Source organism: Paenibacillus glacialis, from assembly GCF_001637205.1.
Taxonomy (GTDB): Bacteria; Bacillota; Bacilli; order Paenibacillales; family Paenibacillaceae; genus Paenibacillus_AQ; species Paenibacillus_AQ glacialis.
The window spans coordinates 54,622-80,014 of the sequence record NZ_LVJH01000010.1 but is presented as its reverse complement, the minus strand read 5'-3'; the positions used below and the strand labels follow the sequence as shown (position 1 = coordinate 80,014).

Genomic DNA, 25,393 nt, shown 5'->3' with positions numbered 1-25,393 from the left:
CACACAGACAATGGCTCATGCGGTAAGCCCAATTCTTCTTGGCAACGGTGTTCTACTGTGAACGGTAATGGCCTTCTGCGGGAGTTCTTCCCCAAAGGTCATGACTTCGCTAAGGTCACAGATAAGCAGCTTGCTGAAGCCATCCGCCTTATTAACGATCGCCCGCGTAAATGTCTAGGCTGGAAGTCTGCTCACGAAGCTTTCATGGAAGCCCTGTCGCACTTGACTTGACAATCTGTCATTTGAAAAATATTATTCATATTCGTCATTCGATGCTATTTTGTATCATACAGTTCAGCAATGTCTCTGAAACGTTCATCCTGAACAATTTCTTCTTTCACAACGTGATTATTTCGACAGAACACTTTATATGCATTAGCATCATCTGCTGTCTTAATAACTTTATACTGGTTATCGTTATAAATAATGGCGCAATAATTCTCTATCGCTATTCCCATGTCATCTGTTCCTTGGATCATCTCTGGAAAGCTCATCGGACGAGCATCTTCATTGAAATGTGGGCAATGAAATCCTTTCAACATGCCTAATGCCTCAAGTTTAATATATTCCCAATTGTCATTACTGCCTGGAATCGAAATATCACTATGCCCATGTTCGAACCAACAGATAGATCCTGCACTGAGTCCAGATAACACCGTCCCATTGTTGTAGGCTTCTAATAACATACGATCCACCTGATATTCTCGCCAGATTGCAAGCATATTTCCTGTGTGTCCACCACCCACATAAATTAGATCAGCTTGACTCACTTTATGGGCAATCTCTTCCCTTGTCATCTTGTTGTCAATTAACAAAAGAAAATCCACATCACAATTCAGTTCATCACCATAGATTTGTTGGAATGTATCACAATACCCAGGAGCATCCCCACTTGCTGTTGGTATAAATAATGCAGTAGGCTTCTCTTTACCCGTCAACTTTACAATTTCAGAATCAATAGCATAGGTTTCATGTAGACTTAATTCTCCCCCGCCAATAGCAACGATAATTCCCATGTTCAGTCCCTCTCTCTCATTATTTAATGATTAGAATCCCGCCACATGATGATTTCTGAATATATTCGACGTCAAGCCCCTCAGCTTCAAGTTGAGGGACAATGGTATCCGCAACCATATAATATTCATCATTATCCCAATGGTCTCCTGACATAATCTTGCATTGATCATGATCTTCCTGTGTTCTAAAGGACACATCAGCTATAACAATGACACCTGATTCCTTTAAGTTGCCTTTCATTTGAACGATGAAGTTAATCTTCAATGGATCTTCAATATGGTGTATCGCATAAGACGACACGATATAATCATACTTATAACAACCCACTTCACTAGGTAGTCCATTTTGAAAATCAAATAAGAAAAACTCCCCATTTGGCATCTTTTCTTGTGCTAACTCAATCATTTTCGGTGAAAAATCTAGCCCGTGTATTTGCACATCTTTTTTGTAAATTTCATAAGTTAGCGCTCCCGTACCTATGCCGATATCCAATACCAACGTATCTGGATTAATCTCAACGATATTCTGCACATAACCTAAGAGATCATAATAACCATCGAAAGGATATCCTGTACTATTCAATATGAAATCGTCATAATCCCCAGCCCAAAAGTCAAATCCTTCGCTACTTAACATCGTATTCCTCCATATATATCATTTTCATCCATATACACATACCATTTGCCCAATCATAAACGATATAACTTAATTCACCTATCAATCAATATTTGCAATCTTCCACTTGCCGTCTTTGCCTTTTAGCGATGTGAAGATGTTACCAGATTGTTTGACGATTCCATCTTCCAAATAATCGTAACGAATACGAATATTTCTACGACCGGTAGAATCATCGTAAGGCTCTATCATCTCAAGCTTCGTAAATCTGTACTTTATAGGGGTGTCGATTAAGAAATCTAGATAATTTACATCCGAAGAAGTAAGTGTCGATCGGAATACAGCCTTATCCTTGGATACCATAGCCTCCACATTCTTTTTCACTAACTTGATAACTTCTTCTTCATCGGAATCTGTTCCTGCTGGAAAATCAAAATCTATCCCCGACCGAAATGCTTTGGGATCGGATATATAATGGATTGATCTAAGTACATCCAAAAACATGGGGAGTGACCTATTCTTATCTTCTTCGAAGTAATGTGTTCTTACGACGAGATCACGCCCACGATCGTGGAAACCAAAAAAATCATAATAACTGCCGTACTCATCCTTGTCTGATCCGATATATTCTTTATATTTGGTTAAGGATGGATTCATGAAGTTGGGTTCAACCGAAATCTGTTCTTTATCAAACAATGAAAAGAGACTCCTTTGATTGTCCATCCCCCACTCTGTACCATCTTCAAGTTTATACTCCTCCATAGATTCATAAATATAGAATCCATATGGGATGTAGGGATGTCTTTTGAAATTGGCTGGCTTGTTTGTTTCACCAATTCCATCCATATGTTCATCGCCTTGGTAGTATGAAATTCCATATGGTAGAACGGATACCTTTTCCAACTTCTCAGGTTCAATCTGCGGCTCACTGATGGGTTCACTTGATGGTTCACTAGTCGGTTTAACCGCTGGGGCTTCCGAGCTCACTGGTGTCTTTTCAATAGGATCCACGTTGTTAGGTTGGGACTGTGATTTACATGCAGTTAGAAACAATGATAGTAATATCACTTGCACAATTTGTTTTCTCATCATCCATCTCCTCAGCACCCTAATAGCATAGAAATCCTCTTGTCATTTCCTCATATAAGAAAAGCAATATACAACGCAGTAACTTATCAAAGTAACCGCAAATATCATCCCCGTAAATGGCAAGACATGCTGTAGTTGTTCAGGATCTGTTAGCATAAGCAATGTATCATGAAAGATCTTATACGGCTGCAACAGCACATCCCAGCTATTCCAACGAATAAATCTCCCAATATATATCCCCAAGCTACTTAACATTAGAATTATAACAGCGAACATCCACCCAGTGATCTCACTAAATGTTCTACGTACTAGCCCATGAACCGAAAATAAGGAAACAATACTTAGCAATAATCCTATTAATGCCGCTGAGAAAAAAAGGATTAGGTGGTACCAAAATTCAATGTCATGAGTAAATCGCTCCCCTGGTTCAGGTTTATAGTGAACGAACGGATGTAGCATATCCGTAATTAAATACGCTGAATTAGGATAGAAGAATAACCATGCCATTCCTATCAATAGTAATAATATCCTTCTCAAGTTAAGATTCTTTTTCATGTATACATATACAATGTTGATCAACAGCGCTAATCCAACAGGTACCCAAGCCAGGAATACATCCCAGTTCAAATATAAATATATGTTCCTATTGGTATATTCTCTTAGATAATCCGCTAATGACAGACATCCTATCGTTGCGATTAACAGCAGTCCTACAATGATGATATTAGACTGTACATTTCGTTGTTTTAACCTCTCCAGGTTGCCACCTCCTCGATCAAGCCAATTTCGACTAGGCTTCACAACACCGCCGTCATATATATTGTCGCAACCTCACCATATCCCTACACTGTAGACCATTCTCAAATATAGGTTCGTCATAATGCTGAGTGAAATAGTCCTTATCAATACCTACGATTCTAAATCCACATTTCTGATACAGATACAACTGTGGAATACTTGAGTTACCCGTACCAATCTCAATACTCGTATACCCTAATTCCCTTGAGGTCTGTATCGCATGTTGAATTAATTGTTTGCCGATCCCCTTGCCTTGTAAAGATTCTTCTACAGCTATATTCATAATTTCCATTGTGTGAGGCCTGGTTGGTAGTATGACATAGGTTCCTACAACCTTTCCATCCATCTCCTTCACATAACAACTGCTTCTTGTGATATAAGCTTGTATAGCTTGTTCTTCTGGATCAGCCAGTAATAATAAATCTATTGGATATGTGGTTGTTTCGGTAATAGTCATCTTAATCCCTCCCTTTAATGCCTGTAGCAATTCAGGAATACCTGGATACACTTCATTTTCGTATAGACCCTTAATCCCGAATCTAAATCGAATAGTATATTTTGAAATTGCAATCTCAGCACCCTTTCTGTCTACATTTCCAATGAGTAATAATAATACACTTCATCTCGCCTAAAACCATTACGTTCATACAGCCTTTGCGCATTCACATTATCCGATGCGGTAGATAACTCGATTCCTTTAGCCTTTGTTATACGTGCAACATTCGTTGCTGCATCTAATAGTGACTGCGCAACACCCTGTCTTCTGTATTTCTCAATGACAAACAAGTCGTTAAGTATCCATATTTTCCTCATCGAGATGGAAGAGAAAGAAGGATACATCTGTACAAAACCTATGGGTGCTCCTTCAGTCGTATCTCTTGCTAATAATATAACAGAATCATTGTTGTCAAACCTATCAGAAATAAAGATACGAGCATTAATCGTGTCTGAGTCTTGTCCATAAAAAATTCGGTATTGATCAAATAGTAATATGACTTCTTCCATATCTTCTATCGTTGCTTGAATAGTCGAATACATGCCTTCACGTCCCTTCATATCCATAATATATCATCCAGGGCATCTATTTCCATTCGAATTCCCAACATACCCGGATTAACCATGTGATAATTGTGCTGTTTCATCGTTGTATATCCAATCACTTCCTACTCTCTCAACATATATTATTTTGAGAAAGGAGGTTGATATAAATGGTAGAATCAAAAAAAGTAATTACACAAGTCGTTTTCCCACGCCTCACCGTCTTTTCTGATGAGAATTTCCGTGGATTACGCAGAACTTTCAGGGGCAATTTAGGTATTCGTAATTTGGAAAATCTTCTAGGTGGAATTGAAAGTCTTAGATTCTTCTCTAGAAATCCAAACGCAACATTAGTGTTATTCTCACGCACAAGATTTCGTGGGGAATTCCGCGTCATTCGCGGAAACCGAGACATCCGAGATTTAGATGACTTTATCGCTGGACGTGATGTAGAGTCCTTGATTTCATCTAATCAAAGATTAACTTTCGCTCAAATTCGAGAAATTCGCAGAACTGGAATATTACCACGTGGATATCGTTTAATCTAATGATGTGAATTAATTAAAGAAGCTGCTACTCTGTTGGATTTCACAGAATAGCAGCTTCTTTTTGTGTGATGGATTTTGTTATGAACTAGCCTAATAACGCTTTTCTCTTAAACACGATTATAATGTCACTGGATTGCCCTTGCGTATTGCTCGTATCAAAACAAGAAACAAGCTCCCATCCATCGAATCCATATTGATTCAGGCTCTCCTCAAATTGCTCCTCGTCTACTTTACCTCCAAGAAATCCTATCGTCTTATATTTTATCGTCTTGTATTCCCATTGATCCACAATTGCTCCTCCTTTATTATAAAGCCATCCAACCCATTATTCTTAATGGCGTTCAATAAAGTCATTCAATTGGCCCATATGATGCTGATCATGCCATATGAAATCTTGTAGATATTGTGGAATATGAAATGGTTCTCCACTATCCATATAACTTGCGAGATAAGCCTCTTCAGATAACTTACGAATATGCTGAATAATCTGTTCTCTTATGTCGATGGATTGTTCACCTAATTCCTCAATGCTCGTTCTCTTCCCATATTCCTTTGCTTTGTCGTTAAATTCATCGAAATCTTGATGCGTGATAGTCAGTTTCTCTTCCTTATAAATCTTTTCGATCGCTGTTTCGAAGAAATACTTATCCCATAACATCATATGGCTTACGATTTCACGAAGTGACCATTTGCCCTCTGCTATTTCTTCATTCCACACATCTTCGCCATACTCATTAAGTTTCTTTACACAACTTATCCACTCGCTAAATTGTTCTAATAATTGATCTTTACTTTCAATGATCTCTGACATATCCAACCTCCTATATTTATTGTCCTGGGAATTAATGATCTGAAATTCAAATCAACTCATATGCTGTATTTCACTTCTGAATAATTATGTACGATAAGTTCAGCGTTCCTTGTCAATCCTGTTCTCTTATCTACTTCCTTTCTCCATATTTCATTTTCTCTATAGTTCTTATTCTTGCTACAATGAAATTGATGATTTCTTTCTTCAATATGATAGGAATAAGGCCATTGATGATCACTGAGGATGGAACCTTTTAAGTGAGTATCCGTCAACCACACTTTAAGCTGGAACTTGTGCGATGTAGGATTATGAAAACGAAGATCAACATAATTAAAGAATACTTGCCCACTCCCAAATGGAAGTACGCGTTGCTTGTCTGGAAATGGATCAAAACTATGATGATGCCTTTCTGTTATCTCCATTGGTGTATGTATATCGATTGAACTAAAGACGAACCCTCATATTCATGATTCTCTTTAGAAATAATTGAACTTGTGAGCGCAAACTTTAGTTCAATCTATGTATAACTAACCAGAATAATAAATTCGCTAACTGACATAACCCTCCACCAACGCCAGTCTTCACTTCTCCCTGCGATAATTGCATCCCTTCAATATATCCTTTTCTCATCGTAGGCTTCCCTACCAAATCCCAGAAAGAAAAGGTCTCTCCAGGGTTGATTTCAATCTTATTAATTTTCTTTAACGCTATGCTCAAATTGGTTACTTTGTTTTCTTGAAGTTGAGGATCAGAGGTTCCAAGTTTCCTTCTAAGAAGGGATTGGTACCGTTTCAACGTATAGGATAAATCACTGTTCGATTGATATCTTGCAAATTTCACAAACACGTTGTTAAATCTTCTTTTTTCCCTCAGCTGACTAACTCTTATTTTGTAAATGAACGGTATTCGGATTAATATTCCTTTTATCATATTCTTCCCGCCTAATACATAATCTTTCTTATTCCATTGCTAATACCCTCTCATATCGTCCATTGATTATGAAGAATAGCGACTAAGAGCCAAGTATCAGCTTCTTTCTCGAACACAAGACGTAAACTCTTCCAATCCATTCCCTCAAACTTTGGATCAAATCCATCGAAATAATATTCAACGACAATACTTTCTGGATAAATCATACGAACATTGTTAAGTGAATTTCCTAATCCAAGCGTCTGATTGTACCCAACCTTAGGAGCACTTGCAAAGTCTTTACTATATACGAATCGTTTGTAGTAAGACTCAAATGTCATAGAAATAGGATCTCCAGTCCCATCTTCTGTGCCCCATAAATATGTCTTCGTGTTATCGAATCCTTCAGCAATCTTCCCATGAGATATTATGATGTTCCGCTTCTGATCAATATAACTATAGGGTGCGAATAGAATTCCATGTTCTCGACTAGACAGATTAGAGAGGGTTGCGAAATCCTTATTCTTTATGGCCAAAATTGTCTTATCAGCGATTGATGCAATCTGCTCCTTAGCATCTTTTGGAGAAAGGAATGACTCTATCGCAGCGGTATGATTGGATGCATCCCAGCGGATCGTTGCCCCCATGCTTTCCATCGCGATTCGTAGTGGTATGAATACTTTTCCTTCTCTAATTTCAGGGGCTGCCAATATCTCTTCTTCTTTATTATTAATCAGGGCTTGCTTACTCCCAACTACAAATTGTACATTGAGTTCTCCCTTATTCACAGTAATCTTCCGCTCTTTAGGGAACCAGCTTACATTCGCACCGATAGCTTCAGCTACGACTCGAATAGGTATCATTATGGTCCCATTGCGTTGAAAAGACATTCCTTCTCCCTGAATCCATGCGCCATCTACAGTAATTTGAAATGGTTTGTTGGTCGTATCCGCATGGATTACTGAAGTAGCAGAACCCATACTAACAAGTAGTAGCAAACCTATCGTTCCAATTTTTCTTGAAAATTGCCGAAGTTGACTTGTATGTTGCATATATACCATCTCCCTTCACATCCATAATACCCCATTTCGGGAGTTGGATTAGATAATCTTTTGTCATATTAAATTCACATACAAAAAGAGCCACAGAATACAATTCTTGGCCCGTTGTTCAACCTTACACTTTTGTTTAATTATTTAGGATACAGCTTTACAATTCTCACTCTTCTGATTGAGTTTGCAGGAATGACATATTCCTTGGAAATCTAGACGATGATCCTCAACAGTAAATCCAAATTCTCGCTCAACACGCTTCTCTAAAAGAAGTAACCAATCCTCCAAAATTTCCTGTACCGCTCCACATTCCGTACAGATCAAATGATGATGGAAATGAGCTTGATTCTTTCTTCTTAAATCAAAGCGATACACGCCATCACCAAAATTAACTTTTTCAACGACATGTAACTCTTTTAACAATTCTAATGTCCTGTATACTGTAGCAATTCCGATCTCTGCAACTCTATCTTTAACTATCATATAAATTTCTTCAGTCGTTAAATGATTATCTTCATTCTCTAGCAATACCTTTACCGTTTCTTCCCTTTGAGCAGTAAGCTTATATCCTTTGGCCGTCAATTGCTTTCTGATCTCATCAATACGTGCATCCATCATTTCTATTAACGCCTCCTTAACAATCCTCTTGTAAATGTTTATCCTTCAATTTCTTATTTATAATTATTATTAATAAATAATAACTTAATTCATGAATAAATTCAAGTTTAAAAGTCACTGTCAGATGTATACAAAGAGATGATGTAGACTAGACTTGCACAATTAATCGTTATATCGTAATATTGCAATATAACGATTAATTGAGGAGGTAGCGTTCTTTGGATAACAATTTTAGAGCTTATAACGAAACAGCCGATATATTGAAAGCCTTAGCTCATCCGGTCCGCTTGTGTATTGTACGAGGCCTGATTGAGAAAGGAACATGTAACGTCAGTCACATGCAAGAATGTTTAGATCTACCACAATCGACGGTTTCACAACATCTTCAGAAGTTACGTACTATGGGGATCGTACAAACAGATCGTAACGGTCTTGAAGTGAACTACCGTGTCGTAGATCCAAGAATTAAGATGATTATCACTACTTTTTTGGGAGGAGAAATCAATCATGAGTAATAAAGTTCTGATTGTTGGTGGGGTTGCTGGAGGGGCTTCCGCTGCTGCACGACTTCGTCGTTTAGATGAAGATGCACATATTGTCATGTTCGAAAGAGATCCTTATATTTCCTTCGCTAATTGTGGACTACCGTACTATATAGGAGACGCGATCAAAGAACGCTCGAAATTATTAGTACAGACGCCAGAAGCGATGCATCAACGATTTAACATAGATGTTCGAATTAATAGCGAAGTCATTTCAATCAATCCTATTAACAAATCAGTACGTGTACAGAGCAAGGAACACGGGTTCTATGAAGAAAGTTATGATCATCTAATTCTGTCACCAGGTGCCAAACCTACCCAGCCTAACTTACCAGGTATTGAAAGTTCTAGAATATATAAAGTTCGTAATATCCCTGATACAGACCGAATTAAACAGAAGGTAACGGACGCGGGTGCACGTTCGGCTATCGTTATCGGTGGCGGTTTTATTGGCGTAGAGATGGCAGAGAATTTGAAAGAGATAGGACTGAATGTATCTTTAATTGAAGCAGGGTCACATATTCTGGCACCATTTGATGCAGAGATTTCTAATATACTTATGAAGGAACTGGAAGATCAGCATGTGAATCTATATCTCTCCAACAGTGTTCAATCCTTTCATGAAACACAGGACCAGATTGAAGTACATTTAGCGAGCGGCGATGTGCTAACCAGTGATATGGTGATTCTAGCCATTGGCGTAACGCCTGACACGAACTTCTTGAAAGATAGCGGATTAGCCTTCGGCCCTCGTGGTCATATTATTGTGAACGAGAAACTCGAAACAAATCTAGAAAATGTATATGCAGTTGGCGATGCCATCGAAGTCGTAGATTATGTGAATGGAAGTACTACAGCCATTCCATTAGCGGGTCCTGCTAACAAGCAAGGTCGAATCGCTGCTGATAATGTTTGTGGACTAGGTACGGTGTATAAAGGCACTCAAGGGACTTCTATTATCAAAATATTCGGATTAACGGGTGCATCTACAGGAAATAACGAGAAGACCCTACAACGGTTAAAGATTCCTTACCAAGTCATTTACGTACATCCAAGTTCTCATGCCTCTTATTACCCTGGAGCTAGTCCTATTACCATTAAACTTCTATTCAACAACGAAGGAACAGTGCTGGGAGCACAAGCTGTGGGCTTCGATGGAGTCGATAAAAGAATTGACGATATCGCCACAGTCATCCATTTCCACGGAACCGTTACAGATCTTGCAGAGCTTGAGTTAGCCTACGCTCCTCCTTATTCTTCTGCTAAAGATCCTGTCAATATGGCAGGTTATGCAGCTGAGAACTTGTTAACAGACAGAACATCTGTCTTTGTTCCTAAGGATTTAGAAACACGTGATATGGAGAAGACCATTCTAGTAGATGTTCGATCCGAAATAGAACATAATAATGGTCACATCCCTGATTCGTTGCTGATTCCAGTAGATGATTTACGGAATCGACTACAAGAATTGGATCCGAACAAAGAAATTTGGGTTTATTGCCAAGTCGGATTACGCGGTTATACCGCTTCCCGTATTCTAACGCAACGAGGCTTCAAAGTACGCAATCTCACTGGTGGATACAAGACTTATCAAATGTCGAAGTACACTCCCCTCACACCGAAGAAAACTCAGTTATCATCCGTACACACGGATGTACATGAGAAGACATCCGCTTCGATGGAGACTTCCATTCATGCTGATGTAGAGCTAGATGCCTGTGGATTAAGTTGCCCTGGCCCTCTTATTCAGCTGAAATCAAAAATGGATCAACTTAAAGATGGTGAAGTTCTACGTGTGACCGCCTCAGATCCTGGATTTTATGGGGATGTGCAAGCATGGGCTCAGATGTCTTCACAGCAAGTGCTTCAAGTCAATAAGACTTCAACAGGAATGATTGAAGCTTATCTTAGAAAGCAAGAAATACCATTGCAACCTACTTCTGAACGAGCAGTAGCCGCCACTTCTGAGGGCACTTCCATGATCGTCTTCAGCGGGGATCTAGATAAAGCAATAGCTTCCTTTATAATTGCGAATGGTGCCGCAGCAAGCGGTAAAAAAGTGACCATGTTCTTCACATTCTGGGGTTTAAATATTGTTCGTAAGCACAACAAAATTTCAGTTGATAAAACCTTAATTGGTCGAATGTTCGGCGCTATGATGCCCCGTGGAAGTCGTAAATTATCGATGTCCAAAATGAATATGATGGGTATGGGTTCTAAGATGATTCGTGGCATAATGAAAAAGAACAATGTTTCTTCTCTAGAAGAATTAATTGAGTCTGCTATCGAACAAGGCGTGGAGATTGTCGCCTGCCAAATGTCCATGGACATCATGGGTATCACACGAGAAGAGTTAATCGATAAGATTGAGATCGGTGGCGTAGGATACTACTTAGGAAAAGCCGATCAATCAGGAATAAATCTCTTTATCTAATTTTCAATACACAAAACCAGTCCAACCACCATGTTAGACTGGTTTTGTGTATTCCACTTTCTTTAGTTTGTACCTCATCACGAATTGAATGAGGATCGCTGCAAAAAGGATAGCTAAATTAAAATAAAATGCAACATACAATGAGAAAGACGATACCAACATTCCCGCTATAATGGGAGATACAATAGCGCCAAGTTCAGAAAAAGAAACAACATTCCCTATAAATGAACTCCGTTGCTCTGGATGAACAGTATCTGCAATATGTGCAAAAAAAGAATCTAGGTAACATGCCCCCCCAATCCCACCCATTAACATCCCAATGTAAACAATCCAATGTTGATCAAATGCTAAGAACATAATAACCTCTACTGCAATCAAAGATAATCCGATCATACAAATCATTAATCGATCTTGTAATCGATCTGATATCATTCCTACAAACGGAGCAGAAATAAAAGTAGATACGCCCACCACAGTGAATGCGGCACTCGTACTAAACGAGCTCCAACCCATGACATGAGTAGCATACAGTGCAAAATAAGTAAGAAAAACAGCAAAGGCGCTCATTTCTAAAAAATGAACTGTCGAATAAAAAGCCAACTTTTCATTGATTTTTATTTTTCGATCCTTCTCCTTTATAACAGTCTCTTTAGAACGTTGCTCAAAATGATTGTTATTAATTTTTATTAACGCAAGTAACGCCAATCCTGAACAAATGGCAACGAAGTAGAAAGGAACATTCAATGGGAAATATATTGACATCCAGCCACTAATAACCGGTCCTAACACCATTCCTGCACCATCACTGCTACTTATATATCCATTGTAAGTTCCACGATTATCCTCCGCACTCCACTCGTTTATCGTACTTCTAACAAAGACAGTCAACCCTGTAGCTATAACTCCTTGAATAAAACGTAATACACATAACAACCAAAAATTCGTCGTCCAAGCAAATCCGATCATACTGATTACTAGCATAGCCAATAAAGTAACCCCTACTGATTTCCCACCTGATTTTCTTAGCAAGATACCCGTAGGCACCCCTCCGCATACCTTGCCCACATAAAATATCGCAAAAATAACGCTCATAGCAAACACAGAAAATTTCATTTGCTCTATAAATAATGGGAACAACGGTAAGATCATATAACCGCCCATATTTGTAAAGAAGCAAATCATTACCATGAGCACTACATTTTTATTCAACCCATTTGTCTGCATCATTCATCCCACCTTGGTTTGACTTCTCTGCATTAAGATATGCACCCATAATAAAAAAAGGAAAAGGATTTCTCAAAAGTGATAAGAAATCCTTTTCCTTATGTCTGATAGAATAACAAGTTCAGCTTCTTATCCATTACTTCTTACCAGAAATGACGCTCCAATTATTATTCAACGTAGCCGTAATTTCACCTTTACTTTTTATATAATCTGCAAGAATCTCCACCATATCTACCCGTATTTCCTTGATGATTTTCTTACCCTTGAACATTGGATACTCTCCACCTCCACTAGCACGGTAATTATTCATGACCACGTCATATTCTTGGCGAGTTGATATCGGATTTCCCTCATATTCTAAACGTACAATACGATCACCACGTGCTCTCGATACGTCAATCATATATTCAATACCTTCCCACATATCGTAATTGAAATGCTGCGGCTTAGGCAGTAGGAAATCCTCGCTCACTTCAATCTCACCCATTTCATTACGCTGAAAATATTGGGCAGATCGTTCAAGCGCGTCTTTTATATCTTGTCCCGTAACCCGCAACACCGTTAAAGTATTGGGATATTTATAATTAATCATAATATCTCTCATCGTGATGTTGCGATCAAATCCAGGTGAATGGTTATCGAATATCGCCGCACAAGAAATCAAAGCACCACTTAACTCCATTTGCACGGAGTTGATCCACTCCATAAATGGATGATCCGATAACCTTGTCTGAAGTGGATTTGAAATGCGCATATCCTCTCCTATTACTCCTCCAATCGATTGATCCATCCACAATGCCAAAGCTTTCTCGGCGGGCTCAACCAACTCTACAATATCTTGATCCGATTTCGTGTTCTTTGAAGATAGAAGTTCGGATTGCTTATCCACAACCAACCAGTGATCTTCTATCCGGTTAATATGTAGCGTTACCTTCCCTAAATAGCTTCCTTCACTCCCAGGTTGAACAACACATACACCATTTACGCTTTCACCCGCAATGGCTCTATGCTGATGACCTGTTAATATTACATCAATACCAGGTACCTCTTGGCAAAGAGCATAACCTTGGTTCTCACCCGTCAATGTTTCACTTGCTTCCCCTGTCGATAAATCCCTCTCAAAGCCGCCATGGTAAGATACGATAACAATATCTACCCGCTCCTCCTCTCGCAAATAAGGGATCCAATGTTTTGCGGTAGTTATAGGATCAATAAACTTCATTCCCTGAATATGATCTGCTTGTTCCCAGTTCGGCACATAGGAAGTTGTCAGGCCTAATACAGCAAGACGAACGCCGTTGTCCCACTCCCAAATACGATAGGGCTTTCCGAACAATGGCTCCCCTGTTGTTTCTGAAATCACATTCGCTGAGAGCCAAGGGAACTTTGACGCAGCCATCTCTTGCTCCAGATAGTTCCTCCCGAAATTGAACTCATGATTTCCTGGTACAACAGCATCATAACCAATGCAGTTCATACACGCTATGATTACTCCCGGTTGAGATGGGTTTACTTTTGCCTGATGATAGGCTAGTGGAGAACCCTGTAAGAAATCCCCATTATCAATTAAAAGAACCTCTCCCTCAACTTTTCGTTGTTCAGCGATTAATGTAGATATGCTAGATAAACCATGTTCCACAGAACTTCCGTCTACATAAGAACAAGGCACGATGTATCCATGTATATCACTCGTCACTAATATAATGATCTTCATTTCTCTTTTCTTATCTTTCATTTTCGAATCCTTCCCTCCTTTATTCAATCGACACGTTGATAGTATAGATAACTTTTGTATGAGGAAAGATTGTGATTTGTAATCAAAGTATTAAAGACGTACCTCTTCATCAAATTATGACGAAACCACTATAATTTTTACATATAATTCATATAAGCAAGCATCCAATTTAACCCTTCCTTTTCCATATCCTGATAGGATGGATCTTGTCAGAAGTCCAACACTATCCATAATAATAGGGGGAATTGATTTTGTTCAAGAAAACATCAGCATTATGTATGACTCTACTACTAGGAGTAAGCCTCACGGCATGTGGTGGTAATAACGCTAAGACAACAAATGCAGCAGAACCAGCTAAGGGCTCAACCACACAAACAACCGAAACTTCGGCAAAGCCTGCTGAGACTGGATACATTCCGAAAGAACTAGAAGTTCAATTTGTTCCATCCCAGAATGCAGAAACACTTGAAGCCAAGACAAAACCTCTTGAGAAACTCCTAGGCGATCAACTAAATATACCTGTCCATGTGAGCGTTTCTCCAGATTACAATACGATTGTTGAGGCATTGTCTTCCAAGCAAGTTGATATTGGTTTTCTTCCTCCCAGTGCGTATGTACTTGCCCATGATTTGAGAAACGCGGCTGATTTACTTCTTCAAGCCCAACGTTTCGGTGTTAATGACGAGACTGGACAACCTACTGACGAAAAAGTTAATTTCTACAAAGCTATGATTCTTGTTAAAAAGGATTCCGATATTAAGACCCTTACAGATTTAAAAGGTAAAAAAATCGGATGGCAGGATGTTACTTCATCAGCGGGTTATGTATTTCCAGCAGCTGAACTGAAAAAAGCTGGCGTTGATCCTGAAACCGATGTACAAGGTGTGACGATTAAAGGACATGACGCTGCAATTATGGCCCTTCTTAATGGTCAAGTCGATGCAGTTGCCAATTTCCAAGATGCTCGTAATGTTGTGGCAAAAGACGTTCCTGACGTATTCGAACAGACTCGTGTGCTTCACTTCACAGCACCTATTCCGAACGATACGATCAGCGTTCGTTCCGACATGAATCAAGAATGGCGCGATAAGATCGCTCAAGCCTTTATCGCAATTACTGAAGATCCAGAAGGTGCTCAAATCGTAAAAGATATTTATACACATGTAGGTTATGTAGCCGGTGATGATGCTAATTTTGCTCCAGTACGTGAATATGCAGAAGCAGTAGGTCAGAAAATCAAGTAACAATTACATTTACGTCAAATAAATCCTCACTGTCTTAGTGGGTAACGTTAACTCATGCACGCCGCTCACGTTGTCATAACGTGGCGGCGCTGTGTGCTTTTATGTATAAGTTAGTATTTTTTCAAGAAAGAAGGGTTAATGATGATTGAATTACGGCAAGTCTCTAAGACATTCCCCAATGGAACGGTTGGATTAAAGGACATTAACTTAAATATTCAGACAGGTGAATTTGTTGTCATCGTAGGATTGTCAGGTGCAGGCAAATCAACGTTACTGCGTTCTATCAATCGTTTAAGTGATGTCACTTCCGGTGATATTCAAATAGATGGTCAATCTATAACATCTGCTTCAGGTAGCAAGTTACGCTCAATAAGACGCAATATTGGCATGATTTTTCAAAGCTTTAATCTCATTAAACGTACCACTGTTCTTAACAATGTCCTCTCTGGACGTGTAGGTTATCACTCAACCTTAAGAACCCTGTTCGGCTCCTTCCCAAAAAGAGATGTCGAGATTGCTCTAACTGCATTAGAAAGAGTAAATATTCGAGAAAAGGCCTATATTCGAGCAGATCAACTATCGGGTGGACAACAACAACGTGTATCCATCGCTCGGGCATTAGCACAGGAAGCCACGATCATATTGGCGGATGAACCTGTTGCTTCATTAGATCCCTTAACGACCAGACAGGTCATGGATGATCTACAACGAATTAATCGAGAATTAAATATAACAACCATTGTAAATCTTCATTTTATTGATTTGGCACGTGATTATGCTACTCGAATCATCGGACTTCGCGCTGGAGAAGTTGTATTCGATGGAAGTGTTCATGAAGCAACTGATGAGAAGCTTGCTGAAATCTATGGACGCCCCGTCAAAGCGGACGAGTTGCTGGATTCATCGAGGGATATGCAAGGCGTAGGTGTAGTATGAAATCGGATACTAATTTAGCAGACTCTACCCCGATCCCATCCATATCACCTTCGTCTAACTACTTGATCACCAATGGGTTAGGCAACACCAAGAGAAGCAAACGAATTGCAACATGGATGTTGTTCATAGTCATCATCGTCGTGTGCTCCATATACATCGATGTCACCCCTTATCAACTTTTTGTCGGATTACCAGAAATGGGTGTCTTACTTAAAGAAATGTTCCCTCCCGATTGGAGCTATCTTCCAACCATTTGGGCACCTATGCTACAAACGATAAAGATAGCCGTGGCAGGTACAATACTAGGTGCAATTCCCGCTATTCCTGCTGCCCTTTTCTCTGCAAATAATATTACGCCTAATAAATGGTTATCGCTTCCTATACGAACGCTATTAAATCTTGTAAGAACGGTTCCTGATCTATTATTTGCAGCCATCTTCGTTGCCGTATTTGGAATTGGTCCTTTTGCTGGGATGCTAGCTCTTCTATTCTTTTCGTTCGGTATTATTGCCAAATTAACTTACGAGTCTCTTGAAGCAATAGATCCTGGCCCACTGGAAGCGATGACGGCAGTAGGTGCGAACCGGATACAGATCATTGTATTTGGAGTGATCCCCCAGGCATTACCGGCCTTCATCTCATATTTACTGTATACTTTCGAGATTAATATTCGCGCCGCTACCGTACTTGGTTTCGTTGGAGCTGGTGGGATCGGACTGCTACTTAACCAATCACTCGGGCTGTTCCGATACGATCGAGCTGCAACGATCATTATATTAACACTTGCAGTCGTCCTTATTATCGATTACACAAGTACTAGCATACGGAGGAAGCTATTATGAACAACAACAACCATCTCTCTTCCTCATCTTTAACTATACGTTTACGTAACTTACGCAAATGGATGATCGCACTATTTATTCTTGTCATATTTATTTGGTCTATGTTGGGATTAGATTACCAAGGGTTTCAATCTACATCTAAGGTCGTCTCTTTATCCATCTTAAAAGGTTTCATGCATCCCGATTGGGCATATGTTTATCTTCCTGAAGGAGAAGACTTATTACGTGAACTACTAGAAACCCTAGTTATTTCAATTCTAGGTACGTTTGTTTCAGCCATTCTATGTATTCCGTTTGCCTTTTGGGCTGCAGCAAATATGAGCCGGCTACGCCTCTTCCCTGGGATGGGTAAATTCACATTGAGTGTCATTCGGGTATTCCCAGAGATGATAGTCGCTATTCTGTTTATTAAAGCCGTTGGGCCTGGATCTTTCGCTGGAGTTCTCGCTCTAGGTGTTCATTCTATTGGTATGTTGGCTAAATTATTCTCTGAAACCATCGAAGGTATTGACCCAGGACCACAGGAAGCTCTTATTGCCTGCGGGGCCACTCGATTACAAACGATCCGTTTTGCGGTTATACCTCAGGTCATTCCTCAGTTCCTGTCATACTCTTTATATCGTTTTGAGATTAACATTAGATCTGCCACAACACTCGGTCTGGTCGGTGCAGGCGGTATTGGAACGCCACTAATCTTCGCTCTCCAAGTTCGTAATTGGAACCGTGTTGGGGTCATTCTTCTGGGAATTGTATTGCTTGTTGTTGTAACAGACTTTATCTCCAGTCGCTTGCGTAGAAGAATTATATAACGGAGACGGTTCTTCTTCTAATTCAGAGGGAAGGTTACCATTTATTCAAAAGAACGGCGCTGTCAGATGGACTACCTGACAGCGCCGTTTTAAATATCTAATGATCCTAATCTAACAAAATTTCTTTATCTGGTTCTCTTATAAATTTAAACAATTCTTTGATTTGTTTCTCTGTAACTCTTTCTACCGACAGGGCAGGTAATTGATTCTCCTTAAAGAATTTCACTTCAGAAGTTTCCACTCCGCCAGATGCATCTCCACCTATAATTTCACACAAAATATATATTTTATAAACATAGAGTGCAGATGGAGGATGATCATGAAATTTCGTGTCCATTATTCCTAATAATCGGATGGTCCTGACATCATATCCTGATTCTTCTTTTATTTCTTTAATAACGACCTCTCGAGGTGAAAGTCCTATGTCTGCCCATCCCCCTGGTAAAGACCACGCTCCATCAAGCCTCTCTTTCACAAGTAAAATTTCATCATTCTGAAAAACAACTCCCCGTACATCAACTTTAGGTGTTGCATATCCAAACTCGCTTGCAAAAAGTGTTCTTATCTTATCGGTCTCCACATCCGTATACTCATTACATATCGTAATGCTAAGATTCCTTAACTGTTCAAACCGCTCTAGATCATAGACATCCTTGGAATATGCAAGCCCATTCTGACTGATTGCCTGAATTTGTTGTGCCCATTCAAGCCATTTCAGGTTCATATCAACCACTCCCCCTGATTTCTTCGATTAATTCCTTAGAATCATGCCTCACATTTCCTACAGCAGAGGACACCGGATAGGCACGCATCTTACTCGACTCATATGGACTAAGCAGCTTCATAAGTGTTGATACATCATGGTTCTCTCGGCTCAGCCATTGCGATTCATCTTCGCGACGCAAAATAACGGGCATCCGGTCATGTATGTCAGCCATCAGATCATTAGGTGTTGTCGTGATGATCGTACATGTACTCAGTTTCTTTCCGTCGGAATCGATCCAAATATCATATAAACCAGCCATTGAGAAAATATTACCTTCCCGCATAACGATTCTCATAGGTTGTTTGCTACTACCTTGCTTCTTCCATTCATAGAATCCATCTGCTGGGATGATACATCGTCGGTTTCTTACAAGACGTTTGAACGATGCCTTCTCTAACAACGTCTCCGTTCTCGCATTAATCATTTTACTGCCCATCTTCTCATCCTTGGCCCATGACGGGACAAGCCCCCAACGAAGTTCTCCCAATCGATTCTCAGTTCCATTATGTATGACAGCAGGTAGCCATTGCATAGGTGCCAGATTATATTTCGGGGCATATTGGATCATTGTTGAATCATTCGTGAGATATCTGATCAACAAATCCTCCATCGAGACGGTTATTGTATAACGTCCACACATCTTAAACACTCCCTCAATAATTTAATTCATCATAGATAGTAACCGACCAATTTGAGGTGTATATCCAGGTATATCTGTAATCAAATAGATTTCGTCCATGTTAATCATGTCGTAAACCTCTCTTTATATCAAATTTTTGATAGAAATGAATCGTATCTCCAACCCCCTACTGAGATCCTCTTGTTCTATGATTATGAATTATTGGATCGCCCCCACTCTGTTAATGTATTCGCGAATTAGAATGCGTTCCCTTTTTATGAACCCACCCCTACGATAATAAAACTTGTTGACAAATAATATAACCATCGGTTACCATATGACCAACGGTTACTAACCAGTGGTTACTATTTTATTTTTTTATCAAAAGGAGTGCTACTCAGGAATGTTAACTAAACAGGAACTTCGTTCACAAGCGACTAAGAAAGAGATCCTAACTGCTGCAGCACAACTATTTTCTACAAAAGGATTCGATTCAGTTACGATGCGAGAAATCGCTAAGGTTGCAGGTTGTTCACATACGACCATTTACATCTATTTCAAAGACAAGGAAGCCTTGCTACATCAGCTCTCTATGCCTCCTCTTGAAGCCATACAAACACAGATGGAGCGTATTTCTTTACAGGTTGATCTATCCCCAGAGGAAAAGCTTAAAGAGATCAGTCTCGAATTCATTCAATTTTGCCTGCTTCATCGGAACATTTATGCGACTTTTATAGGAGAAAAGGCATCACGTGTGGATATAGAGGTATCAGATAATGAAATCAACACAATGCGGATATCATTGTTTAAACTTCTAGAGCAATCACTTCAACATTGCCTTGTCATTGAAGGAAACGACGAACTTCTCTTAATGTACACTCGCATCTATTTTTACACATTACATGGCATCGTAAGTCTGTACACTCGTTCAGAAGAACCTCTTGAAAGCATGATGGAAAGACTGTTACCCACTTTTGAAGAATCTATTGAGGTGTTATTGATAGGGTTTAAAGAGAGATTAAAAGGAGTGAACTAATATGAAAATTACACAAATCTCAGAACATATTTGGAGTTTGAAGATATGGATACTCATTCCGATTCACGTATGGGTTGTTGTGGATGAGGATGGCGTAACTTTGGTGGATGCTGGATTGCCTTTTATGGCAAAAGGTATACTCAAATTCATTGAAGAACTGCAAGCAGGTCCATTAACTGGAATTGTCTTGACTCACGGGCATAGTGATCATGTTGGAGCTATCGAAAAGATACTAGCAGTAACTCAGGTTCCCATTTTCGCACACCGTGTTGAGATCCCTTATATAGAAGGAGAACTTCCCTACCCTCGTAGAAAGAAGGCAGCGATTAGCGTAGCTAAGCAACGAACACAGCCACTTCCTGAGAACGAACAGGGGGAACTTCAATCCATTGGAGGAATAACACCATATTTCACACCCGGTCACTCACCAGGTCATGTCGTGTATTATCATAAGCAGGACCAAGTGTTATTGGTTGGCGATCTTTTCACAGCTAAAAAGGGTATACTCCGCAAACCCATGGCTAAATTTACAGGAGATATGGAAGAAGCCATAAGAAGCAGTGCAATCGTCAGTCAATTGAAACCGCTACGTCTTGAGGTATGTCATGGTACATCCGTTCTCCAACCTGCCAATCAATTAGACACATATTTAAAGTCATAGATACGAGGAGTTGAAACGATAGAGTCTGTTAAGAAAGTAACTGGATCCTCGATCTAATAGTACATCGCAGAGATCTACCCATTTTACCGGGCAACCTAGGGAATTTCCCATTACTCGGCTTTAGTTTATGGCAAATCCCATTCGTAAGTGCTGGATTTGAATCCATCTTAATTGTGATGGGAACCATCCTCTATACTCGCTCACCCTTAACTAGAGCCAAAGCTCCCGCGGGCTATCCTATCCATAAACCCAATACTTCTAAGCTATTCTGAGTGGTACGGTGATGGGATTACTAATGGCTCTTACCTTAATTAGTGATTTTGGATAACACGATTCGATTATCGTTAGGTGCAAATTTCTCGTGGAAAGGCGTTGCTACCACTCCCGGAGCCACGCCATTCACGACAATTCCATATTCAATTAGCTCTCTAAAAATACAATCGTCATTGTATTTGCTGCTCCTTTTCTCGATGCGTAGTGAATACTTTCTCCAGCACCTCCAATACGAGCAGCCGCAGAAGATACATTGACAATTTTTCCATTCTTCTTCGGAATCATATGTCTTCAAGTACTGTAGTAATAATCAGAATAATAAATGTTGCAATATAACTAATGATCATCAATCGTGGTAATATAGTTTTTTTTCGATAAAAGTTGACTAGGATAAACACAATAAACAATAAAAAACAATGTTATAGACTAGTTCAAATGTAAGAAGCGGTCCCCATAATGGGTGATACAACTCTGACTCTTTAGAAGTGAGCACATTCCAAGTCTCTGGGGCAAACACGGGCATCGTATCACGAAACAACTGTATCAAGCTGTAGTACAACCCGATTTGAACTAGAGCTAACCACCCACCTAGTCCAGAATAATCAAACATGAGTTTATTATATTTATCCTATGTTGTTTTAGTTTCCAATCATAACTCCCCCTTAAGTTTTTGTAATTCAACTTTTTTCTTTAGCAATGCATACATCAATAAATCTTGATATGTATTTCTAAAAAAAGCGTACCCTTCTAATAACCCTTCCTTCTTAAATCCTTGCTTCTCTAGACTTCCAATGGAAGCTTTATTCTCAGGATACACCACTGCTTCTATTCTATTTAAACCCATAGACCCGAATCCAAATGTTATCATTTCTGTCAAAGCTTCATTCATGAGGCCTTTCCCCCAAGCTTCCATAGACAATTCATATCCAAGTTCGGCCCTGGAATGCCTTCTATTCCAATTATGATAACCACAAGTACCAATGAATCTATTCTCTTCTTTAAGTATAATCGCCCATCTTATTCCTTTGTCACTTATGTAACTCTCATTAAATATTGCAATTAATTGATTAGCCTCTTCAATAGACTCCATAGGGAATCGACCGTAATACTTCATAACTTCTTCATTTGAAAAGATCCGAAATATGGACGAAGCATCTTGAATTTCGATTTCTTTTAATATCAATCTGTCTGTTTCTAGCCTTGGGAACAACTTAGATTCATTCGAAATTTGCATATATCACCGCTCCATTTATGCATTAATTGATTATAATCAAACACCGTCTCATTAAATCCATTTTTCTGAAGTAATTACTTAAAGAGGTTATGATGGGGTAAATTATACCACATGAATAGAAGTACACGTTCCTATTTCCTGAAAAACCATAAGATCGAAACGATAGCCGAAAGTGCATCCAGAATATATCTAACCATTGATCGCAGATCTAAAAAAGAAAAAACCAGTGAATGAATTCATATTCTTTTCACCAGTTCTTTATAGTACCTTCTTATTTAAAAGCGACCACTCTTATTCTCTTGTAGTCAGCAATCCAAGTTTCACCATTAAATAATGATTCTCTAGCATGAGTAGCTATTTTTGTGAAAATACGTTTCTTTTCCGACTCGGAGAAATCTTTGAAAAATACATCTGCTGCAAGTCCATTTAACCAATGCTCAAGGCCATTCTCCCCATCTTCTAGTTGTGTAGGACGATCAAAATGGACCGCATAGGTGATTCGAAACCCTTGTTGTTCCAGCAATTGACTATATTCTCCTATGCTCGGGAAGTACCAAGGGTTGAGTTCGTTCGCATCAACACTGTAATCTTGAGATAATACGTCGGTTATGGCCTTTACAATCATCTCAACGTTACCCTTCCCACCGAATTCTGCTACAAAACGGCCACCCTCCTCTAAAGCATTCCAGACACTTGAAATGACACTTTCTGCATTCTTAACCCAATGTAAAGCAGCATTCGAGAATACAGCATTCACAGGTTCATCCAACGAGAAATTCTCAGCATTCCCACTGATGAAATTAATGTCAGGATACTTGATTCTCGCTCTCTCCATCATCTCCTCGGATAAATCCATCCCGATAACTGAAGCACCTAATTGTGCAATCTCATGACTTAAATCTCCCGTGCCACATCCTAGATCTAGAACTTTCTCTCCTTGCTGTACATTCAGAATCTCCAAAATCCCTCTTCCGTATTGTGATACAAATCCTAATTTATCATCGTATAATTCTGCTTTCCATTCATGAATCGATCCCATATTATATATCCCCTTCAATACTGTTAATGTTGTTGAAGGTATTATTACATATATTTACTCATTCATGAAATATATAAAATAAATAGCACTTATAGTTAATAACTATAGAACTACTGATCATTTTGTTTTAAAAAGGCATCTTTCACATAAATTGAATATATCAAAACGATAATCGACCAAATCATATTTCCTATGTAGGGTTGTTGGCTATGCGTTGTTGCCAAGGATAAACTTATCATTCCAAAAAGAATGGAGTATAAAATCATTAACCAAAATCCCCATTTTTTAAGGTTTCTATATCCATAGACCATTACCAAGGATAGACCTGCGACTAATACCCTCACTAACTGCTCAGGTGCATTTGGTACACCAAATCTTTCAGCTATCCCAATTTCATTAGCATTTGCATCATAAAATACAGAGGTAAAAAGTAAAAGAATAGCACCAAAAAAATAGAAATAACAAATCAATGAAACACCTAACGGTCTTTTCAATTCAGCCACCTCCGTTTTGATAATTCTACCACATAATGTAATCAGGCTCATAAAATATCTTTGATCAACAGCCAATATTCAGAACTAAGCAGAAATATAAAAAAGCTACCGCAACAATCACGGTAGCCTCATTTATTAGTCAAAGACTATGATATTTCATATCCATTGAGTCCTTTGATTACATTTTTTCAGCAACAATTGTAAATGTCTTAGGAATCCCCTTGTCGAATACTTCTGATGAGAGGTTAGGTAGTTCTTCTAAGATCTTAATGAACAACCCTTCGCTTGCAACGGAAGTGACAATTTCTCCAATTGTCCACTTTCTTAAGCGAACTTTTTGAACAACAGGTTCTTTGTTCTCATAAGAGCTGAATTTAGAGAATGATATTTCCTTCTCCTCAAGGGATGTATCGAAATAATCACCCGTCACTTTATGTTTTCTGATATTTGCTGTAGTGCCTTTGGATGATATTAATTTGGTTGATATCGGATGGAAATCCTGTAGAATCAATCGCCCACCCTTGGCAAGCAACGTAGACACCACATTAAATAATGGATGCAAATCCTCAAAGTAATGAAGAATTCCAAATTCCATAAATACAATATCGAACTCCCCAGATAACTTGTCCATCGGTAAGCTTAGTACATCAGAAACGATATATTCCATCTTCACTTTGGCTGCAGCGGCTAGCTCTAGTGCATATGCTTCATTCTCAACGGAGAAATCTGCGATCGTAACATCTGCACCTAATAAGGCTAGCGCTACAGCTTTATTCCCATTGGAACCAAGTAGATTAATAATTTTTTTATCTTTAACCCCGTCCATATGTTCGAACGCGTTACCAATTCTTTTTATAGGATCATCTATGATCTTCTGTGCTGCTTCATTCGGCGTACCAAACCGATTAACCCATGCTTGATATGCTCCCGAATTCCAAGCACTTTTATTTTGTTGAAATGGTTCCACTTTCATTCCTCCATACCCTTATGCTGGGATTCAATAATTAAAA

32 protein-coding genes are annotated in these 25,393 nt (G+C 39.1%); 10 read left to right on the top strand and 22 right to left on the bottom strand.

Translation table 11 applies throughout. The features are described from left to right. Positions 1-231: IS30 family transposase (locus PGLA_RS28525; protein WP_145939511.1), on the top strand; the 231-nt coding region annotated here is incomplete at its 5' end. 44 nt (positions 232-275) lie between these two features. Here PGLA_RS28525 and PGLA_RS08395 read toward each other — a convergent pair. The 6 genes from PGLA_RS08395 to PGLA_RS08370 form a co-directional block, all read right to left on the bottom strand. Beyond that, complete coding sequence (locus tag PGLA_RS08395) at positions 276-1,016, bottom strand: Type 1 glutamine amidotransferase-like domain-containing protein (protein WP_068531533.1); 741 nt, start codon at positions 1,014-1,016, stop codon at positions 276-278. A gap of 19 nt (positions 1,017-1,035) precedes the next feature. Beyond that, the gene (locus PGLA_RS08390) at positions 1,036-1,653 is read right to left on the bottom strand and encodes a class I SAM-dependent methyltransferase (RefSeq protein WP_068531532.1); all 618 of its coding nucleotides are present in this window, start codon (positions 1,651-1,653) and stop codon (positions 1,036-1,038) included. An 81-nt stretch (positions 1,654-1,734) separates the two neighbouring features. After that, on the bottom strand, positions 1,735-2,724 hold the full coding sequence (locus PGLA_RS08385) for a hypothetical protein (RefSeq protein WP_145939510.1): 990 nt from the start codon (positions 2,722-2,724) through the stop codon (positions 1,735-1,737). Positions 2,725-2,763: 39 nt separating this feature from the next. Then, complete coding sequence (locus tag PGLA_RS08380) at positions 2,764-3,522, bottom strand: DUF1361 domain-containing protein (protein ID WP_161487862.1); 759 nt, start codon at positions 3,520-3,522, stop codon at positions 2,764-2,766. 10 nt (positions 3,523-3,532) lie between these two features. After that, complete coding sequence (locus PGLA_RS08375; RefSeq protein WP_068531528.1) at positions 3,533-3,976, bottom strand: GNAT family N-acetyltransferase; 444 nt, start codon at positions 3,974-3,976, stop codon at positions 3,533-3,535. Positions 3,977-4,107: 131 nt separating this feature from the next. Next, on the bottom strand, positions 4,108-4,575 hold the full coding sequence (locus PGLA_RS08370; RefSeq protein WP_245699772.1) for a GNAT family N-acetyltransferase: 468 nt from the start codon (positions 4,573-4,575) through the stop codon (positions 4,108-4,110). Positions 4,576-4,727: 152 nt separating this feature from the next. On the opposite strand from PGLA_RS08370, the gene PGLA_RS08365 reads away from it, so the two are divergent. Then, the gene (locus PGLA_RS08365) at positions 4,728-5,105 is read left to right on the top strand and encodes a hypothetical protein (RefSeq protein ID WP_068531526.1); all 378 of its coding nucleotides are present in this window, start codon (positions 4,728-4,730) and stop codon (positions 5,103-5,105) included. Between the two features lie 85 nt (positions 5,106-5,190). Here the strand turns inward: PGLA_RS08365 and PGLA_RS08360 are convergent, their stop codons facing one another. From PGLA_RS08360 to fur, 6 genes are all read right to left on the bottom strand, one after another. Continuing rightward, positions 5,191-5,394, bottom strand: coding sequence for a DUF4177 domain-containing protein (locus tag PGLA_RS08360; RefSeq protein WP_068531524.1), 204 nt, complete (start codon positions 5,392-5,394; stop codon positions 5,191-5,193). Positions 5,395-5,436: 42 nt separating this feature from the next. Further along, positions 5,437-5,916 (bottom strand): DinB family protein, encoded by a 480-nt coding sequence (locus PGLA_RS08355; protein ID WP_068531522.1) that lies wholly within the window; start codon positions 5,914-5,916, stop codon positions 5,437-5,439. Positions 5,917-5,972: 56 nt separating this feature from the next. Beyond that, the gene (locus PGLA_RS29380) at positions 5,973-6,338 is read right to left on the bottom strand and encodes a VanW family protein (protein ID WP_281197272.1); all 366 of its coding nucleotides are present in this window, start codon (positions 6,336-6,338) and stop codon (positions 5,973-5,975) included. Between the two features lie 85 nt (positions 6,339-6,423). Continuing rightward, positions 6,424-6,846, bottom strand: coding sequence for a VanW family protein (locus tag PGLA_RS29375; protein WP_281197271.1), 423 nt, complete (start codon positions 6,844-6,846; stop codon positions 6,424-6,426). A 50-nt stretch (positions 6,847-6,896) separates the two neighbouring features. Next, entirely contained in the window at positions 6,897-7,877 is a 981-nt protein-coding gene (locus tag PGLA_RS08345; RefSeq protein WP_068531520.1) for a copper amine oxidase N-terminal domain-containing protein, read from the bottom strand. A 144-nt stretch (positions 7,878-8,021) separates the two neighbouring features. Next, positions 8,022-8,492 (bottom strand): ferric iron uptake transcriptional regulator, encoded by a 471-nt coding sequence (fur, locus tag PGLA_RS08340; protein ID WP_068531538.1) that lies wholly within the window; start codon positions 8,490-8,492, stop codon positions 8,022-8,024. Positions 8,493-8,713: 221 nt separating this feature from the next. On the opposite strand from fur, the gene PGLA_RS08335 reads away from it, so the two are divergent. Together PGLA_RS08335 and PGLA_RS08330 are read left to right on the top strand one after the other, a co-directional pair. Beyond that, on the top strand, positions 8,714-9,010 hold the full coding sequence (locus PGLA_RS08335) for an ArsR/SmtB family transcription factor (RefSeq protein WP_068531518.1): 297 nt from the start codon (positions 8,714-8,716) through the stop codon (positions 9,008-9,010). Further along, on the top strand, positions 9,003-11,471 hold the full coding sequence (locus PGLA_RS08330; protein WP_068531516.1) for an FAD-dependent oxidoreductase: 2,469 nt from the start codon (positions 9,003-9,005) through the stop codon (positions 11,469-11,471). Before PGLA_RS08335 ends, PGLA_RS08330 begins: the two co-directional genes overlap by 8 nt. 33 nt (positions 11,472-11,504) lie before the next feature. Here PGLA_RS08330 and PGLA_RS08325 read toward each other — a convergent pair whose 3' ends face one another. After that, a complete protein-coding gene (locus PGLA_RS08325; RefSeq protein ID WP_068531513.1) occupies positions 11,505-12,698 on the bottom strand; it encodes an MFS transporter in 1,194 nt (397 codons plus the stop codon). Positions 12,699-12,831: 133 nt separating this feature from the next. Next, a complete protein-coding gene (locus PGLA_RS08320; RefSeq protein WP_068531511.1) occupies positions 12,832-14,430 on the bottom strand; it encodes a bifunctional metallophosphatase/5'-nucleotidase in 1,599 nt (532 codons plus the stop codon). Between the two features lie 251 nt (positions 14,431-14,681). Between PGLA_RS08320 and PGLA_RS08315 the strand changes: the two genes are divergently transcribed. The 4 genes from PGLA_RS08315 (at position 14,682) to phnE (PGLA_RS08300) (ending at position 18,261) form a co-directional block, all read left to right on the top strand. Continuing rightward, positions 14,682-15,674 carry a phosphate/phosphite/phosphonate ABC transporter substrate-binding protein gene (locus PGLA_RS08315; protein WP_068531509.1) on the top strand — a complete coding sequence of 331 codons (993 nt, stop codon included), beginning with the start codon at positions 14,682-14,684 and terminating at the stop codon, positions 15,672-15,674. Positions 15,675-15,815: 141 nt separating this feature from the next. After that, positions 15,816-16,610, top strand: a complete 795-nt coding sequence (phnC, locus tag PGLA_RS08310) for a phosphonate ABC transporter ATP-binding protein (RefSeq protein ID WP_068531507.1) — start codon at positions 15,816-15,818, stop codon at positions 16,608-16,610. Then, on the top strand, positions 16,607-17,452 hold the full coding sequence (gene phnE, locus PGLA_RS08305) for a phosphonate ABC transporter, permease protein PhnE (protein ID WP_068531506.1): 846 nt from the start codon (positions 16,607-16,609) through the stop codon (positions 17,450-17,452). The genes phnC and phnE (PGLA_RS08305) overlap by 4 nt, the downstream gene beginning before the upstream one ends. Then, a complete protein-coding gene (phnE, locus tag PGLA_RS08300; protein ID WP_068531504.1) occupies positions 17,449-18,261 on the top strand; it encodes a phosphonate ABC transporter, permease protein PhnE in 813 nt (270 codons plus the stop codon). Before phnE (PGLA_RS08305) ends, phnE (PGLA_RS08300) begins: the two co-directional genes overlap by 4 nt. A 106-nt stretch (positions 18,262-18,367) precedes the next feature. Here phnE (PGLA_RS08300) and PGLA_RS08295 read toward each other — a convergent pair whose 3' ends face one another. Together PGLA_RS08295 and PGLA_RS08290 are read right to left on the bottom strand one after the other, a co-directional pair. Beyond that, positions 18,368-18,985, bottom strand: coding sequence for an NUDIX hydrolase (locus tag PGLA_RS08295; RefSeq protein WP_068531497.1), 618 nt, complete (start codon positions 18,983-18,985; stop codon positions 18,368-18,370). Between the two features lies 1 nt (position 18,986). Further along, entirely contained in the window at positions 18,987-19,667 is a 681-nt protein-coding gene (locus PGLA_RS08290) for an SOS response-associated peptidase (RefSeq protein ID WP_068531495.1), read from the bottom strand. 382 nt (positions 19,668-20,049) lie between these two features. On the opposite strand from PGLA_RS08290, the gene PGLA_RS08285 reads away from it, so the two are divergent. Further along, positions 20,050-20,682, top strand: coding sequence for a TetR/AcrR family transcriptional regulator (locus tag PGLA_RS08285; protein ID WP_068531493.1), 633 nt, complete (start codon positions 20,050-20,052; stop codon positions 20,680-20,682). A 1-nt stretch (position 20,683) separates the two neighbouring features. Further along, positions 20,684-21,343 carry an MBL fold metallo-hydrolase gene (locus tag PGLA_RS08280; RefSeq protein ID WP_068531492.1) on the top strand — a complete coding sequence of 220 codons (660 nt, stop codon included), beginning with the start codon at positions 20,684-20,686 and terminating at the stop codon, positions 21,341-21,343. Positions 21,344-21,763: 420 nt separating this feature from the next. Here the strand turns inward: PGLA_RS08280 and PGLA_RS28845 are convergent, their stop codons facing one another. The 6 genes from PGLA_RS28845 to PGLA_RS08260 all read right to left on the bottom strand — a co-directional run bounded on the left by PGLA_RS28845 (position 21,764) and on the right by PGLA_RS08260 (position 25,350). Continuing rightward, positions 21,764-21,901 (bottom strand): hypothetical protein, encoded by a 138-nt coding sequence (locus PGLA_RS28845; protein WP_245699771.1) that lies wholly within the window; start codon positions 21,899-21,901, stop codon positions 21,764-21,766. 100 nt (positions 21,902-22,001) lie between these two features. Then, a complete protein-coding gene (locus PGLA_RS29695; protein WP_084410858.1) occupies positions 22,002-22,226 on the bottom strand; it encodes a DUF2569 family protein in 225 nt (74 codons plus the stop codon). A gap of 39 nt (positions 22,227-22,265) precedes the next feature. After that, a complete protein-coding gene (locus tag PGLA_RS08275) occupies positions 22,266-22,850 on the bottom strand; it encodes a GNAT family N-acetyltransferase (RefSeq protein WP_068531490.1) in 585 nt (194 codons plus the stop codon). Between the two features lie 271 nt (positions 22,851-23,121). Next, the gene (locus PGLA_RS08270; RefSeq protein ID WP_211269517.1) at positions 23,122-23,889 is read right to left on the bottom strand and encodes a class I SAM-dependent methyltransferase; all 768 of its coding nucleotides are present in this window, start codon (positions 23,887-23,889) and stop codon (positions 23,122-23,124) included. A 110-nt stretch (positions 23,890-23,999) separates the two neighbouring features. Then, positions 24,000-24,458: a hypothetical protein gene (locus tag PGLA_RS08265; protein WP_245699769.1), complete on the bottom strand. Its 459-nt coding sequence runs from the start codon at positions 24,456-24,458 to the stop codon at positions 24,000-24,002. 103 nt (positions 24,459-24,561) lie between these two features. After that, on the bottom strand, positions 24,562-25,350 hold the full coding sequence (locus PGLA_RS08260) for a class I SAM-dependent methyltransferase (protein WP_084410854.1): 789 nt from the start codon (positions 25,348-25,350) through the stop codon (positions 24,562-24,564). Between the last annotated feature and the right edge of the window lie 43 nt (positions 25,351-25,393).

Coding starts and splice junctions, on each gene's coding strand:
- PGLA_RS08395 (WP_068531533.1), bottom strand. CDS start 1,016: ATGGGAATTATCGTTGCTATTGGCGGGGGAGAATTAAGTCTACATGAA.
- PGLA_RS08390 (WP_068531532.1), bottom strand. CDS start 1,653: ATGTTAAGTAGCGAAGGATTTGACTTTTGGGCTGGGGATTATGACGAT.
- PGLA_RS08385 (WP_145939510.1), bottom strand. CDS start 2,724: ATGATGAGAAAACAAATTGTGCAAGTGATATTACTATCATTGTTTCTA.
- PGLA_RS08375 (WP_068531528.1), bottom strand. CDS start 3,976: ATGACTATTACCGAAACAACCACATATCCAATAGATTTATTATTACTG.
- PGLA_RS08370 (WP_245699772.1), bottom strand. CDS start 4,575: ATGAAGGGACGTGAAGGCATGTATTCGACTATTCAAGCAACGATAGAA.
- PGLA_RS08365 (WP_068531526.1), top strand. CDS start 4,728: ATGGTAGAATCAAAAAAAGTAATTACACAAGTCGTTTTCCCACGCCTC.
- PGLA_RS08355 (WP_068531522.1), bottom strand. CDS start 5,916: ATGTCAGAGATCATTGAAAGTAAAGATCAATTATTAGAACAATTTAGC.
- PGLA_RS29380 (WP_281197272.1), bottom strand. CDS start 6,338: ATGGAGATAACAGAAAGGCATCATCATAGTTTTGATCCATTTCCAGAC.
- PGLA_RS29375 (WP_281197271.1), bottom strand. CDS start 6,846: ATGATAAAAGGAATATTAATCCGAATACCGTTCATTTACAAAATAAGA.
- PGLA_RS08345 (WP_068531520.1), bottom strand. CDS start 7,877: ATGCAACATACAAGTCAACTTCGGCAATTTTCAAGAAAAATTGGAACG.
- fur (WP_068531538.1), bottom strand. CDS start 8,492: ATGGATGCACGTATTGATGAGATCAGAAAGCAATTGACGGCCAAAGGA.
- PGLA_RS08330 (WP_068531516.1), top strand. CDS start 9,003: ATGAGTAATAAAGTTCTGATTGTTGGTGGGGTTGCTGGAGGGGCTTCC.
- PGLA_RS08325 (WP_068531513.1), bottom strand. CDS start 12,698: ATGATGCAGACAAATGGGTTGAATAAAAATGTAGTGCTCATGGTAATG.
- PGLA_RS08320 (WP_068531511.1), bottom strand. CDS start 14,430: ATGAAAGATAAGAAAAGAGAAATGAAGATCATTATATTAGTGACGAGT.
- phnC (WP_068531507.1), top strand. CDS start 15,816: ATGATTGAATTACGGCAAGTCTCTAAGACATTCCCCAATGGAACGGTT.
- phnE (WP_068531506.1), top strand. CDS start 16,607: ATGAAATCGGATACTAATTTAGCAGACTCTACCCCGATCCCATCCATA.
- phnE (WP_068531504.1), top strand. CDS start 17,449: ATGAACAACAACAACCATCTCTCTTCCTCATCTTTAACTATACGTTTA.
- PGLA_RS08295 (WP_068531497.1), bottom strand. CDS start 18,985: ATGAACCTGAAATGGCTTGAATGGGCACAACAAATTCAGGCAATCAGT.
- PGLA_RS08290 (WP_068531495.1), bottom strand. CDS start 19,667: ATGTGTGGACGTTATACAATAACCGTCTCGATGGAGGATTTGTTGATC.
- PGLA_RS08285 (WP_068531493.1), top strand. CDS start 20,050: ATGTTAACTAAACAGGAACTTCGTTCACAAGCGACTAAGAAAGAGATC.
- PGLA_RS08280 (WP_068531492.1), top strand. CDS start 20,684: ATGAAAATTACACAAATCTCAGAACATATTTGGAGTTTGAAGATATGG.
- PGLA_RS28845 (WP_245699771.1), bottom strand. CDS start 21,901: ATGATTCCGAAGAAGAATGGAAAAATTGTCAATGTATCTTCTGCGGCT.
- PGLA_RS29695 (WP_084410858.1), bottom strand. CDS start 22,226: ATGTTTGATTATTCTGGACTAGGTGGGTGGTTAGCTCTAGTTCAAATC.
- PGLA_RS08275 (WP_068531490.1), bottom strand. CDS start 22,850: ATGCAAATTTCGAATGAATCTAAGTTGTTCCCAAGGCTAGAAACAGAC.
- PGLA_RS08270 (WP_211269517.1), bottom strand. CDS start 23,889: ATGGGATCGATTCATGAATGGAAAGCAGAATTATACGATGATAAATTA.